The organism is Candidatus Kuenenia sp. (assembly GCF_027493735.1).
Taxonomy (GTDB): Bacteria; Planctomycetota; Brocadiia; order Brocadiales; family Brocadiaceae; genus Kuenenia; species Kuenenia stuttgartiensis_A.
Genome location: NZ_JAOSKF010000001.1, coordinates 336,998 through 352,279 on the forward strand (window position 1 = coordinate 336,998; position 15,282 = coordinate 352,279).

Sequence of the window (15,282 nt, forward strand, 5' to 3'; positions counted from 1 at the left end):
GCCAGAAGCTGGATTACTGTTTCTATTCTCCAACTTCTAGCCTCTCATGTATTTACTTCCCAACGTTCTTTGCACCCTCAGTAATAAACGATTACCGCACTTCAAACACCCGCTTCCTTACGTAACGTATCCACCATATCAGTCTTTTCCCAGGTAAATGAATCCTCGGTACGGCCAAAATGTCCATGTCTGGCGGTAATCTTATAAATTGGCCTTCTCAGATTCAATCTCTTGATAATACCGCTGGGCGTCATATCAAAAACTTTTTCACAAATCTGAGTAAGCCTTTCATCCGGGAGTTTACCGGTACCTTCTGTAGTAATGTGAACAGACAATGGTTTTGCCACTCCAATAGCATACGCCACCTGCGCCTCACACCTGTCTGCCAATCCTGCTGCTACTAAATTTTTTGCGATATGTCTGGCTGCATAACAAGCGCTTCTGTCAACCTTTGTTGGATCTTTTCCGGAGAAAGCACCTCCGCCATGACGACCCCATCCGCCATACGTATCAACGATAATCTTCCTGCCAGTCAAACCGCAATCCCCCTGCGGACCGCCGATTACAAAACGCCCTGTAGGATTGATATGATAAATCGTTTTGCTGTCCAGCAAGTTTGCCGGTATCACCTGTTTGGCAACCTTCTCGATCATGTCCGTTTTAATAGTGTCATGTTTAACATCAGGGGCATGCTGTGTAGAAATAACAACAGTATGTACTCTGATAGGTTTAAGGCCTTCATACTCAACCGTAATTTGGGATTTAGCGTCAGGACGCAAATACTTTAATGTCCCGTTTTGCCTCAATTCGGCATGCTTTATGATTGCCCTGTGTGCCAGCATAATTGGAAGGGGCATTAATTCCGGCGTATCATTGCAAGCGTAGCCGAACATCATTCCCTGATCTCCAGCGCCTTCTTCTTTATGTAGTCCTTCACCGCTTACCCCCTGTGAAATATCCGGCGATTGTTTGCCAATGCTTGTAAGAACCGCGCAGGTATTATAGTCAAATCCCATAGACGCATCGCAATAGCCTATTTCTTTTATCGTATTCCTTACGATATCGGGTATATTTACATTCGCCTTAGTGGTGAATTCACCCGCAACAAAAGCAACCCCTGTTGTCACCAAAGTTTCACAAGCAACCCTGCTCATAGGGTCTTGTTCCAGCATAGCATCTAATACGCTATCGGATATCTGATCAGCTATTTTGTCAGGGTGTCCCATTGAAACAGATTCCGAAGTAAATAAATACCTTCCGCTCCTCATAACAATACAGTCCTCTCTTCCAAAAAATGTTCTCTCAATATATTCATATTACGATTTACAACGCCCTTTTGTTTTGTTACCGCTAATTGTGCCCTCCTGCCAATTTCCCTGGATTCTTCCGGATGCTCCAATAAATATGTTATCGCTTTTGACAAAGAATGTTCATCATCCACTATCAAAATCGCATCTGCCTTTTTTAACAGATCAACTTCCTCTTTAAAATTAAACGTATGAGGACCTACAATAACAGGTTTTGCCAAACCAGCAGGTTCTACCATATTTTGTCCGCCATGGGGAATCAAACTTCTTCCCACAAACACACAATAAGCAATGCTATAAATAGTAGACAACTCCCCTACCGTATCAACAACAATAATTGGATTCCCCTTATATCCTGCACCCTTCTTTCCCTTATCAAGCGATGACTTTTTTGCATAGTCAAACCCCAGAGAAGCTATCTGTTTTATAATATAGGGAACTCTTTCAATATGACGCGGCGCAATAATCAACCTTAATTTACCAAATTTTACACAAAGATTTTTAAACACCCTCAAAAGAATAATTTCTTCGCCTTCAAAAGTGCTGCCACAGACGATCACCTCTTCATCCGCTTCAATTTCAAACAATTCCAGCAAACGTTCTCTTGTGTTTGCGGGAATATCGGTGACAATATTATCGTATTTCATGTTACCGGTGATCTTTATTTGAGTCTCCGATATGCCCAGCTCTTTAAGGCGGAAGGCGTCAGCCTGCGTTCTCGCACAAAAAAGGTTTTCTTTTCTAAGCAAACTTTTTGAAAACATGCACGAAATCCGGCAAAACAACCGGTACCACTTCGCTGATTTAGCAGATATTCTTGCATTTACCAAAACAACGGGAATTTGTTTTTTTGCAGCGGCAGTTATAAAATTCGGCCATATTTCCAGTTCTATTAATAGTATTAATTGCGGCTTTATTCTGTTGAATGCTTTATTGACCACCCAGCTCAAATCAAGCGGAAAATAAAAAATCCTCTTTCCTTCAAAATATTTTTTTGCAACAGAAAACCCCGTATTTGTATTAACAGACAACGCTATTTCAAACCCGTCGAACTCTTTTTCTATGGACTTTATAAGAGTCTTTGCGGCTAGAACCTCTCCAACCGAAGCGCAATGAATCCATATACAAGGTTTTTTGCCGGCTTTTGCCGGAATAAAGCCAAAACGTTGTAATAAACCAGTGCGGAACCGCTTATTTATTAAAATTTTCAGGAGAAAATAGGGAAAACCAAAGGTAAGTGCTATTATATAAAAAGCATCAAAAATTGTAGGCATGCAAATAGGAAAGGATTTTATAATAAATACACAGCGCTGCTTCTAACCGGTTCATTAATACAATGATAACGCATCTAAATTATCATGCCCTGCCGCAACACTGTTTAAATTTTTTGCCACTGCCACATATGCAAGGCTGGTTTCTCCCGACTTTAACACCGACTTTTATCGGTTCCACTTTTCTTTCCACCCGTTCTTCCGCTCTTGCATTATTTTCCCGAACAGGAGCAGTTATTGGGTCTGGAGGTCCCTGTATTCTTTCCCGTCCGGAAACTTCCTTATGTATGTATGTTTCCGGACGCAATACTTCCTTTATCTCCGATTCCTCTACCTTCTGCAGTTTAAAAATAAGACTTGTCACTTCATCTTTTATGGACATATTCATATTTTCAAACATGCCAAGCGCTTCCCGCTTATATTCTATCCTTGGATCAATCTGGGCATATCCCCTTAATCCTATGCCGGACCGCAAGTGATCCATTGCATATAAATGGTCTTTCCACTTTGTATCAATCTTCTCCAACAAAAGGATTTGCGCTATTTTTTCCATTCCGAATTTGCCAATAGCATTTTCCTTTTCCTTGTAAGCATCAAATGCCTTTTGCGTCAGGAACTCCTCAATATTCTGGCGGGTCTTCTCCCCAACTTCATTTAGATCAACCGGTATGCCGAATTTTTGCTCAAACCATCCAGCCAAATCAAAATATTCTTCAGGGTAGTCATCATCATCCTCATAGTTTTTTTCACTCCCGATGCTTTTTGTTTCAAATGCATGGCCTACCATCTCGCAAATGCTGTCTTCTATCATTTGTGTGATATAATCGTATAAGTATTTTCCCTCAAGCACATTTTGTCTAAGACTGTATATTGTTTTTCGCTGATGGTCCATTACTTCATCATAATCAAGCAAGTGTTTACGTATTTCAAAATTATGCGCTTCTACTTTTTTCTGCGCCCTTTCAATAGATTTAGAGACCATCGAGTGTTCGATAGCCATGCCTTCTTCCATGCCAAATGTTTTTAGCAGAGAACTCACACGTTCGGAAGCAAAAATGCGCATTAAATCATCCTGCAATGAGACGTAAAAGCGTGATGATCCCGGATCGCCCTGCCTGCCTGCACGTCCGCGAAGCTGATTATCAATACGCCTCGCTTCATGCCTTTCAGTGCCTATGATATGAAGTCCACCCAGGGAAGCGACGCCTTCTTCTAAAACAATATCAGTACCCCTGCCTGCCATATTCGTAGCAATGGTAACATTGCCCCGCTGCCCTGCCTTTGCAATTATCTGAGCTTCCCGCTCATGATGTTTTGCATTCAGCACCTCGTGTTCGATACCTTCCCTTCGGAGCTTCTCGCTTATAAATTCTGATTTTTCAATAGACACTGTCCCGACCAATACCGGCCTTTCCTGTTTATGCACTTCGACAATTTCCCGGACAATAGCATCGTATTTTTCTTTTTCCGTTCTATAAACCCTGTCCGGGAAAATCTTACGTTGCAAAGGCTTATTCGTGGGGATAGTGACCACTTCCAGTTTGTAAATCTTATCAAATTCCGCAGCCTCTGTTAAAGCAGTACCTGTCATTCCGGAAAGTTTATCATATAATCTATAGAAATTCTGAAGGGTTATGGTGGCAAGTGTTTGATTTTCTTCCTTAATACGCTGATGTTCTTTCGCTTGTATCGCCTGATGCAATCCGTCACTCCATTGTCTTCCTTCCATCAATCTTCCGGTAAATTCGTCAACAATAATAACCTCACCATTTTTTACGATATAATCTGTTTCATTTCTGAACAGGTAATGGGCGCGCAACGCTTGTTCAATATAATGAGGCCATTCCATGTTTGTGCCTGTATAAAGACTTTCCACATTTAAAAACTTTTCAACCTCTTCAATGCCTTCCTCGGTAAGATGCGCCATGCGTTCTTTTTCTTTTATTTCGAAATGCTCTCCCCGTTTTAATCTCCTTGCTATTTTATCTGCTACATAATATTTCTCCGTAGATTCTTCCGCAGGCCCGGAAATGATTAAAGGTGTACGTGCTTCATCAATAAGAATACTGTCCACCTCATCAACAATAGCAAAATTTAAACCACAGCTAACTTGTACCTGCTCCTCCAGTCTCACTTTCATATTATCGCGAAGATAATCAAAACCAAATTCATTGTTTGTACCATAGGTTATATCGCATAAATATGCCTCTTTTTTTTCATCATAGGCCTGATGTGACTGAATAGCCCCTGCCTTTAATCCCAGAAATTCATATAATGGAGACATCCAGTCTCTGTCACGCTTTGCCAAATAATCATTGACCGTCACTACATGGACGCCTTTTCCCGATAAAGCATTTAGATATGCAGGCAGAGTCGCGACAAGCGTTTTACCTTCTCCAGTGGTCATTTCAGCAATTTTACCATGATGCAACACAATGCCACCTATAAGCTGAACATCAAAATGCCTCATCGTCTTGTCCGGACTATCCGCATTTGGAACCACAAGAATCCTTCTGCTTGCTTCTCTTACCGTGGCAAATGCTTCCGACAAAATATTATCCATCGTTTCGCCTTTTGACAATCTTTCCTTATATTCATCTGTTTTTTGACGTAATTCGGAATCAGTCAAAGACTTCATTTTTGGTTCAAGGGAATTTATTTGCTTTACAATTGGGTATATCTTTTTTAATACCCGATCGTTCGATGTCCCGAATAATTTTGTTATCATAATTTCAAAATAATGCTAAAAAAGAATTTTTATAATTAAACAACGACAGATTTCACCTGTAATTGTTATTTCGCCCCCCCTCGCTTTTATCATTTCAGGAAAAGAAATAGCAAGAAATCTTCCGCTCAGGGCAGACGGCGGGGAAATCCTTGTTCCAAATCTTAAGATTTCCCTCTCTGTCAGGAACGACTGCCGAAGGGGTATTTTCGCGCTCCTTAGTAACCAAAGGTAACAGGCATTTCATTTTAAGCGAAGATGAATGTTTATGTCAAGGCATTGTTAACAAGGCACTCAAAAAAAAAGGCTGTGGACTTCATTATCATCCGCCAGCCTTCTTCTTTTGCCCTGAAATGTGCAGCCTTTTAAATCATGTTGAAAAAAATAATAAAATATATCAGAAAAGCCCTTTTACTTTTCCGGTTTCCACATCAACATCAACGCGGCGATACGCCGGATCGGAACATGTTCCCGGCATCAGTTTAATATTCCCCGCAATGGGCACCACAAACCCCGCACCCTTAAATGTCAGAATATCCCGGATACTCAGCCTCCAGTTCTTTGGCGCTCCCTTTATATTGGGATTATCCGTGAGTGAAAGATGCGTCTTCACCATGCATGTTCCAAGCTTTGAAGTTTCAGGATCAGCTTCCATGGCCTTTACTTTTGCTAAAGCGTCCGGACTGTAATCCACGCCGTCCGCACCATACACCTGCTCCGCAATTAACTCTATACGCGTTCTTAGCGGCGTGCTGAGTTCATACAGAAATTTAAAGTCATTTGGCTCATTGCAGGCATCAATTACTGCATCAGCAAGTTCCACCGCACCATCTCCCCCCTTTAGCCAATGCTTTGACAACGCAACGCGTGCCCCTGCCCGCTCCGCAAGCCTCCTTACAGCATTAATCTCCGGCTCTGTGTCCGTATAAAATGCATTAATACACACTACCGGATTAATCCCCGCCTTTTTCACAACATTAATAAGATGGGTCAGGTTTTCCGTCCCTTTTTCCACCCACCCGACATTCTCCTCCTTATAGCACGGATCAAGCGGATGTCCCGGCACCGGCACAGGCGCACCCCCATGACACTTGAGCGCCCTCACAGTAGCAACCAATACAGCAGCATTCGGTTTGCTGCCAGAAAAACGGCACTTCAGATTCCAGAATTTCTCAAATCCGATGTCCGCGCCAAATCCTGATTCGGTAACCACGTAATCCCCTAGTTTCAAAGCAATCCTATCCGCCACAATTGAAGACTGCCCGATAGCAATATTGGCAAAAGGACCAGCATGCACAAAGACCGGCTGACCTTCAATAGTTTGCATCAGGTTCGGATTGAGAGCCTCCACCATCCATGCCGTCATTGCGCCGTCTACTTCCAGATCAGCCGTTGTTACAGGCTTTCCTGATTTGTCATACGCCACTACGATCTTTCCCATGCGTTCACGCATGTCTTTCAGGTCTTTGGCAACAGAGAGAATTGCCATGATTTCTGAAGAAACTGCTATGGCAAATCCGGACTCCATCATGAACCCGTCCATCTTGCCCCCCAATCCAATCACAATCTGGCGAAGCGACTGGGCGCAAAAGTCTATGATCCATTTCATTTCAACCCTGTGGGGGTCAATATTCAACCGCCTCAGGTTTTTTTTGGCAAGTGTCGCATCGTCATAATTAAATTCGTGCTGCATTCTTGAGGTAAGCGCCACCATCGCCAAATTATGCGCATTCATTATCGCGTTAATATCACCGGTAAGCCCCAAAGAAAATGGCGTGAGGGGGATGCACTGCGAAAGACCTCCTCCGGCTGCCGACCCTTTTATGTTCATCGTAGGGCCGCCGGACGGCTGCCGTATTGTACCTATAACGTTCTTGCCTCTTTTCCCTAGTCCCTGCACCAACCCTATCGTGGTTGTTGATTTGCCTTCACCAAGTGGCGTAGGAGTTATGGCGGTTACATCGACAAATTTGCCGTCAGGTTTGCCTTCATATCGCTTCAATATTTTCTTGTAATCAACCTTGGCTACATAGTGCCCATGAGGAAGCAGCTCTTCTTTCGCAAGACCTAATTTATCCGCTAACTCATATACAGTCTTCATCCCCTTTTCTGCTTCTTCCGCTATCTGCCAATCCGCAAATTTGGTAGGATCTAATGACATAATATTAACGCCTCCTTTTAATGTAAATTTTACATTTGTAATAAATTAAAAAAGTATTTTTGCTATCTAAGATACATACCTAAGTGTCTCTCTTATCACTCACTATCGTGGTATTATGGTCTCTGCGGCATATAAATCGCTCGATTATACTTGTAAAACTGTTAAGGTCAAGAAAAATGATTCCCTAATCAATACCCTCCTGCGAATTTTGTTTACAAAAAAGTCAATAACTGTAAAATACCCCCCCCCTATAACACGTATGAAGTGTTAACGGAGCATATCGGCCACTCTTGAAGTGTTAATGGAGCATATCGGCCACTCTTAATGGCAAATATATCCCATTTTATAAAAAATGACCAATTATATGCTTACTTTATAAATGTATGCAAGATTTTTCATTTTAACCTCTTTTGTATACCTATGCCATATAGTGTTATTTTATAAGTAGTTGTATTAATTTTTTTGCAAAAATAAGTTTAATAATAATAAATTATTCATATATAATGATATATTATTGCAAAGGCACTCTCTTTGCTCGCTTATTATTTTCACGGAACTAAGAAGTGTTGTTTGGGTCTTTCGTCTATTTCGTACGTAGTATTGTGTGTTTTATGTAAAAATCTTTTAATAGTAAAAAAGAGGAAGAGGAAAGGAGGGATATTTTACAACAATCTTACGTTTCGTTAGAATTGGTTTTTAACAATCTTACAAGAATAGGAGAAAAGTAATTATGATACATAAAAAGTTTTCTTTTATGCTTCCACTGCTTGCTGCAGGAATTTTTTTAGCAAGTCAAACTACTTTTGCACAGGATTTTGACAGAGAAGCATTAAAGGCAGAGTTAAAAGAGGAAATATTAGCAGAGGTAAACGAAACCGTGTGGGATTCACCCTTATTAGGTGGCCTAAAAAACGTTTCTTTGAGCGGATTTTTGGATGTGAATTATTTTTACAGTTTCAAGAAACATAGCAATTCTCCTCAACAGGATGAACTTGCGAGTGGCTTGAACTTTATTGGTGAAAACGAAAATAATTCATTAACCTTCGAGAGCTTTACCCTTTTCTTAGATAAGGAAGCCACTGAAGAACACCCTATAGGCTGGCAGTTACATACCTATTTTGGTGAAAAGGCGAAAAGAATTACTTTCTTGGGAGAAGCAACTCCCCGGGGTACGAATGATCCCGACAGAGACGATATTTTTACCGTAGCCACAGCAAATATTTCATGGATTGCGCCAATAGGTAAAGGATTAACCATTACCGCAGGTAAGATGTATACATGGATTGGATTAGAGCTGGTTGAAAACATAGGGAACCCTAATTATCAGCACGGCACGCTTTATAACAATGCAATCCCTTTTACCCACACCGGAATTAAGGCAGGATATGATTTAACGGACAATGTTTATGCCGCACTTTATTTGGTGAACGGATGGGACTCTTTCATCGATAACAACTCCGCAAAGTCTCTCGGATGGTACATTTCTTATACTTCACCATCAGAAAAGACCTTTGTTTCCTTAGCAGGTATTCACGGCGCTGAAGGTTGGGATCAGGAAAAGGGGCCGATTGCGAGCGATGCTCAACGAAGCAGTTCTACCGGTGGTTTAACTCAAATGTTTGACCTGGTAGCATCATACCAGTTAACAAACAAGTTGAAGTTAATGTTCAATGGAGATTGGGGTGTTGCAGAAGATGCCGCAATGGATATTTCCAGCGGTATGGCCACTGGTACTACCGGCCATTGGTGGGGCGTTGCCGGATATAGTTTATATGATTTTACCGACTGGTTCCAGGGTGTTGTTCGATACGAATACCTCGACGATACCGATGGTGTAAGATGGTTTGATACTTCAGTATGGGACGTAACCGTCACTGCAAACATAAAGGTGAGAGAAAATCTCTTATTCAGGCCTGAATTCAGGTATATTAATTTTGCCGGTGATGACAGCGCTGACGAAGAGGTAATTGTAGGGGCAGGCGTAGAATACTTATTCTAGGTTTAAAAACAAAGGAATTCAATTATTGCTAATGATAAATGAAAATCCCCCTGAACATAAGGTTCAGGGGGATTTTTCTTTTGCTGGTATTTCGTTTTTACATAAAACGAAAATTCCTCTATTATTTAATTGATTCCGTTAAATAACCTGTACGCTTCTTTCCCCCTCAGTTACCTCGCCAATAACCGATACTGATTCACCGGCAGCGTTTAGGTCATTCATTATTTTTTTCACATCCAACGCAGAAACAATCAGCGCCATACCTATCCCCATATTAAAAACACGAAACATTTCCCGCTCATTAATATTGCCGATATCCTGCATTATTTTAAATATTGCCGGAATGTCCCACCTGGTTTTGTCTATTTTCACCGAGCACCCTTCCGGCAGGATTCTCGGTATATTTTCCAGCAAACCGCCGCCGGTGATATGCGCCATCCCCTTAATAACAGTTTTATTTTTATATTTATTTAATATTTTGAGAATTGCTTTTACGTAAATCCTGGTAGGCTTAAGAATCTCCTCTCCCAGGGTTGTTTTCAACCCATATTTCCGTAAACTCCGGGAAGGCTTCATTCCCGCTTCCTCAAAAAAAATCTTTCGAACAAGTGAATACCCGTTGCTGTGAATGCCGTTGGAACCTAACCCCAATACAACGTCTCCCGGTGTAATGTTTTTACCATTAATAATCTCGTCTTTTTCTACCACCCCCACAACAAAACCAGCGATGTCATATTCTCCTTTTTGGTAAAATCCCGGCATTTCAGGTGTTTCACCTCCAATGAGTGAACAACCGGCCTGGCGGCACCCTTCAACGATACCATCTATAACTTCATGAAGAACTTCAGGTATGATTTTGCTGCTTGCAAGGTAATCCAGAAAAAACAAAGGCTCGGCACCCAACACTACAACATCGTTCACACACATGGCCACTAAATCAATGCCAATGGTGTCATGCTTATTCATCATAAAGGCTATTTTTAATTTTGTGCCCACGCCATCGGAGGAAGAAACAAGAACGGGCTGTCGATATTTTTTCAGCCTTGAATTTAATGCAAACAACCCGCCAAATCCCCCTGGGTTCTCAATTACCCTGCCGTCAAATGTTGTTTGCATTTTCGAATAGATATTCGACGTAAAACAACCTTTCGTATCAATATCAACACCGGCATCTTTATATGAAACACTCTTTTTTGTTTTTTCTTTCATAATTTTTTCTTTCCCTGTTTCCTCTTCCATGAAGGTTTCAAGGCGGATGGCTTACCTTTACAATAACCAAGAAACATGCCGTACACATACGCAAATTCCCGAAAAATAGGCAGGATTGCCAGTAGCGGCAATGTTTTTGCCAAACCGGTATCCCCCGTTCTTATCATAACGATTGCGCCTATCGGGACATATACTAATGTTAATGCACTCAATAATGTTCCAAAAAATAATCCGGGTACAAAGTATACCCTCATTCCGCAGGGTATCGTTGCCAAAAACACAACCAGGCTCACAAAAAGTGCCATAAATACGGTGGGACGTATCCATAATTTCAGTCTGAAAGGCATATGCTGACGGAATTTCAATCCCATCGCATATCCCCAGTAAAACTTCCTCCTCCATATGCCTTCCCATGTATCAGGATATTGTGTATATACAACATTCTCCGGATCATAAATGACCTTGCCGGTTTTATCCAGTTTCCATCCTAATTCGGAATCTTCGCTCCACCATGCGCTTTCATTAAACCCTCCCAAATCCAGCAATGTATCCCTGCGTATCGCAGAGTTTACTCCGGATACTTTGTTCGGAATAAACGTTTTTCTGAATGTGCCGTTCAAAATCTGATCTAATACACTTGTTGCATTTGCCAGCGGATTACCCTTGTTTTGCGCTTTATAAGCGCCCCCAACCGCAATAACCTCTTCATCTGCAAAATGACGTTCAAACAGGGTTAACCAATGGGGAGAAACGCCGGTATCCGCATCGGTTGTGACGACAATCTCTCCGGTAGCCCGGGATAATCCCGAGTTCAAGGCGGCAGCCCTCCCGCCGTTTTTTTCTCTTTTTACCAATATAACGCCCCTGCTTGCAAACGTTTCGACTTCTTTTACGGTATGGTCCGAAGAGGCGTCGTCAATAACAATAATTTCTTTGTCGGGATAAGTCACGGAAAGAAGAGAATCAAGGCAGGTGGAAATGGATTTTTCTTCGTTATAAGCGGGTATAAGGATTGAAAATTTCATTGTTAGAAAAGCTTTCGAAACATCGCTTTCAAAGCATCAAGCGAACCGATTCTTCTGATATTTTTAAGAACAAAACGGGGGGAAAGGAAAAATGCAAAATTGGCACTGCGCACCGCTCTTTCAAGGTCTGTCTTGCTCAGATGGGGATAGGCTATGTTGGCTTCCTTTGCCACATTCACCGGTTTATAGTCACCATAAACAAATAAATTGTTTTCTTTCGCCGTTTTATAAAAATCAGTCCCGGGAAATGGATTTGCGATATTATACATTACCTGATCTACCTTTAACCGTTTCACTTCTTCTGTATTTTTTCTTATGGTTTCCATTGTTTCTAATGGAGAAGCCCCGAACATAATATTTATTTTTGCAGATATGCCATATTTTTTTACCAGTCGTATCGCCTCTTCATTCTTTTTAACGTCAATATCCTTTTTCACATAATCCAGTATTTCCTGGTTAAATGATTCCACGCCAAGATCAATAAATTTACAATTTGCCGCAGCCATTGCCCTTACTATGGGTTCCGTCAGATGATCCGACCTTGCGGAACACCCCCATACTATGTCTAAATCTTTAATGCCCTCGCAAATTTTAATAGTCCTTTCTTCTCCCCACACGAATTGGTCATCTTGCATATTCACTGCCTTATACCCCTGCGATTTCAATAAGGCAAATTCCCCAATGATATTCTCAGACGACCGCTTCCTTACGGGCGGTTTTTTGTCAAAGTAATGCTTGTATTCAAGTTCTCTTGAGAAGCTCAGTGAAGAAGGAACACAGTAAATGCAGCGGTAGGAACAACCCCGTGAAGTACAAACGGCAGTAAACGGCCGCATCCCCAGTTTGGGATTATAATAGACGTCCTTCTCTTCCAAAAGATGTCTTGCGGGAAAGGGAAGTTCGTCCAGATTTTCTATTGGCTCTCTGGTATCATTATTGATAATTCCATTATTGCTTCTGAAAGACACGCTTTTGATACCGTTAATGGCTGATTTATCCTCTAATGCATTTACCAGTTCAAGCATCGTGTATTCCGGTTCACCCCTGACGGCATAGGTATCGTCGTCTGCAACAAATTCCAGCGGTCTGTCTGATGGTGCAGGGCCAAAAAATACAACCGGTATATCTCCCCTTATCTCACGGATGTCATGCAATGCCTGCATATCGGTCTTTTGTGAGAGATTGACTGAGTAGAAGCTGTAAATATCACTCAAATCTTCCCTGAGGAACGTCCGGAATTGTCTTCGGTCCCATTTTTTAATGGTAGTTTCAATATATCGAACTTCGCAACCTGCCTTTTCCAGAACAGCCGCTGCGCTGAGGAGGAAGATATTCGGGACATAATAGAGCAGGTATGCACACCCGGCAACCCGCTCCGGGATATTTCCATCAATGGGTGGTGGTACTAGAAAAGTAATTTTCATAATTGTATTTATTAATCAAATTCAGGAATAATGGTTATCTTCATCTTATACAAAACAACTTCTTTAGTTTATTATTTACTTCACTCAGAAATTTGGGAGATAACTCTCCCAATTCACGTTGGCACAGTGAAGTCGTTACCGTCATTAAACGATGCAATCGCAAAGTTGAAGCCACCTTTAAACCAGTTCCACTAAAGCCTTCGTGTGATGTATCTATTATTAAATCTGTTTCGAGTAAATCTGATGGAATTCTGCTACTTATAAATGCAAGTATAACATGAGAGTGTGAACCAATTGGATTCGTCAAACATACTGCTGGTCGTACTTTTGATGTTGAAAGGTCGTCGAAAGGAAAATTAACTAATACTACTTTACCCCTAGTCATGAAATGGTTTTCCATCAAAAGAAGTATAAATATCCTCTTCAGGTTCTTTTAAAAAATCAAACGCATTATTCACACTTGCCAACTTGAGCCATTCCTTTTCATCTATGTCTGTTTCTTCTTGCAATAATATAATAACACGAACTTTTTGGGGACCAGCAACAGGTAATGGTTCATCTAATACAAGTTGTCTTTTTGCATTAATAGTAGCAGTTGTTTCAATAGCTTTTTCTATTTTGTCCATGATATATACTTTCCATATTTTATATCATATTAACTTTTCTATATTTTCCATAGGTAACTATTTTTCTCATACCTAAAAATCCTCCAACAAATAATTAACACTACAGCATGTTAACTTACTGCCCTGATTTCTTCACTTGCCAATGTTTTGGCCGCATAATCGAGAGTCGCCAGTATATCCTCGCGTGTAATCTCATACTCAACCATAACTTATTCGTAAGTCATCCCCCCTGCCAATTTACCGAGGATAAGATCAACAGGAACTCGTGTCCCTGTAATGACAGGTTTACCAAAACGCACTTTCTCATCGACACCAATTCTTGTGGCTATTTCCACAGTTTATCTTCCGATTTATTATTGGTCTTTTTTTTATCCACTGCGTAATACATAGTCTTAGACTTAGTTTCGACCTCAAAACTTGCTTCTTTTGTCTTATCCTGGAAGTCAGACAAACTGTATGTATCAGCAAATTACGAGAAAGTAATCATAATTTATAGGCTAACGACTTCCACATTTATTCGTTCTTTTACGTCATGTTCCTTTTCAAGAAGGTGGTCTATTTCATCGAGAACCTTAGCATGGAAATAACGCTCACCGCACTCAGGACAAACCTCAGCCTCAACATTTTCTACAATATATAACTTGCCATGAAGCCAGTGTTGCCTTTTTACTTTTTTCTTTACCGTATTGCCTTTACAAAATTCACATATCATATCTCATATCTCCTCCGTTAAAGCATATGCCGTTATTATAATAAGGCTGCCATCTTCTCTATACCTACAAATGATATGAATTATTCTATCGTCTCTGGCAGTTCCTTCTATTCGATACCTTGTCCCCCTTACATCTTCTGTAAATTTCTTTACAATCTTCCCTTTAAGAATAGCATTCTTAATATCTGCACGTTCCAATTTATCGTCTAACATTTCATCTTCAGCATGGGATGAGATGTAATAGTCCTTATCAATAATCTTCTGCCGTATCTTTTGTATTTTAGACATTCCTAAATACTTTCATTTGACATTTTCGATGTCAAATGGTCAAGGATGAGTTAAGTGAAGCAAACCCATCATTATCATTCCTTGTCCGTTGGCAAATGCACGTTTTTGTTAGAGATGCTTTGCTTCACTCAATCTATTCAACTCACAATCATTAGTACCAAGATGCCAGATAAACATAATATATATACTCGCTCGATACTCCACCGCCTCCATGACTGTTATCATTATTACACTTCGGATGGCCAAAAAATTTTCTTATCAAGGTATCCTCAACTGTAATAGCATTTTCGGAACTATTAGTTTCGTACAATGCAAAAATATCATCACAACCATGCCTCGATTGGGTAGCATTGCAATCATTGGTCCGTCCAATATAAAACTCTTTAATTTCTCGTCTCCTGATAATATCCGAAATCAAATTATTGAGATTATTTACCACATCGGCAGGCCAACCTTTAATTGGAAATTGGGACATATATACCACCTTTTACAGCTATGAATATAATTACGTGCGTCATTTTAATTAGTTGCACCT

At 40.7% G+C, this 15,282-nt stretch carries 12 protein-coding genes; 1 reads left to right on the forward strand and 11 read right to left on the reverse strand.

Annotated elements, in window-relative coordinates:
* Positions 1–101: 101 nt before the first annotated feature.
* From metK to M5U24_RS01500, 4 genes are all read right to left on the reverse strand, one after another.
* On the reverse strand, positions 102–1,268 hold the full coding sequence (gene metK / locus M5U24_RS01485; protein WP_099326207.1) for a methionine adenosyltransferase: 1,167 nt from the start codon (positions 1,266–1,268) through the stop codon (positions 102–104).
* Positions 1,265–2,581: a 3-deoxy-D-manno-octulosonic acid transferase gene (locus M5U24_RS01490; RefSeq protein WP_099326206.1), complete on the reverse strand. Its 1,317-nt coding sequence runs from the start codon at positions 2,579–2,581 to the stop codon at positions 1,265–1,267. Before M5U24_RS01490 ends, metK begins: the two co-directional genes overlap by 4 nt.
* An 82-nt stretch (positions 2,582–2,663) precedes the next feature.
* A complete protein-coding gene (gene secA / locus M5U24_RS01495) occupies positions 2,664–5,306 on the reverse strand; it encodes a preprotein translocase subunit SecA (RefSeq protein WP_099326205.1) in 2,643 nt (880 codons plus the stop codon).
* A gap of 394 nt (positions 5,307–5,700) precedes the next feature.
* Entirely contained in the window at positions 5,701–7,464 is a 1,764-nt protein-coding gene (locus M5U24_RS01500; protein ID WP_099326204.1) for a formate--tetrahydrofolate ligase, read from the reverse strand.
* Positions 7,465–8,194: 730 nt separating this feature from the next.
* Between M5U24_RS01500 and M5U24_RS01505 the strand changes: the two genes are divergently transcribed.
* Positions 8,195–9,463: a carbohydrate porin gene (locus M5U24_RS01505; protein ID WP_099326203.1), complete on the forward strand. Its 1,269-nt coding sequence runs from the start codon at positions 8,195–8,197 to the stop codon at positions 9,461–9,463.
* Between the two features lie 138 nt (positions 9,464–9,601).
* Here M5U24_RS01505 and purM read toward each other — a convergent pair whose 3' ends face one another.
* The 7 genes from purM to M5U24_RS01540 form a co-directional block, all read right to left on the reverse strand.
* Complete coding sequence (gene purM / locus M5U24_RS01510) at positions 9,602–10,672, reverse strand: phosphoribosylformylglycinamidine cyclo-ligase (protein ID WP_099327092.1); 1,071 nt, start codon at positions 10,670–10,672, stop codon at positions 9,602–9,604.
* Positions 10,669–11,697 carry a glycosyltransferase family 2 protein gene (locus tag M5U24_RS01515; protein WP_099326202.1) on the reverse strand — a complete coding sequence of 343 codons (1,029 nt, stop codon included), beginning with the start codon at positions 11,695–11,697 and terminating at the stop codon, positions 10,669–10,671. Before M5U24_RS01515 ends, purM begins: the two co-directional genes overlap by 4 nt.
* Positions 11,698–11,699: 2 nt before the next feature.
* Positions 11,700–13,121 carry a radical SAM protein gene (locus tag M5U24_RS01520; RefSeq protein WP_099326201.1) on the reverse strand — a complete coding sequence of 474 codons (1,422 nt, stop codon included), beginning with the start codon at positions 13,119–13,121 and terminating at the stop codon, positions 11,700–11,702.
* A gap of 377 nt (positions 13,122–13,498) precedes the next feature.
* A complete protein-coding gene (locus M5U24_RS01525) occupies positions 13,499–13,747 on the reverse strand; it encodes a hypothetical protein (protein WP_099326199.1) in 249 nt (82 codons plus the stop codon).
* Between the two features lie 490 nt (positions 13,748–14,237).
* Positions 14,238–14,459 carry a YgiT-type zinc finger protein gene (locus M5U24_RS01530; protein WP_099326198.1) on the reverse strand — a complete coding sequence of 74 codons (222 nt, stop codon included), beginning with the start codon at positions 14,457–14,459 and terminating at the stop codon, positions 14,238–14,240.
* A gap of 3 nt (positions 14,460–14,462) precedes the next feature.
* Entirely contained in the window at positions 14,463–14,747 is a 285-nt protein-coding gene (locus tag M5U24_RS01535) for a DUF4258 domain-containing protein (protein ID WP_099326197.1), read from the reverse strand.
* A 151-nt stretch (positions 14,748–14,898) separates the two neighbouring features.
* A complete protein-coding gene (locus M5U24_RS01540) occupies positions 14,899–15,222 on the reverse strand; it encodes a hypothetical protein (protein ID WP_099326196.1) in 324 nt (107 codons plus the stop codon).
* Positions 15,223–15,282 lie beyond the last annotated feature (60 nt).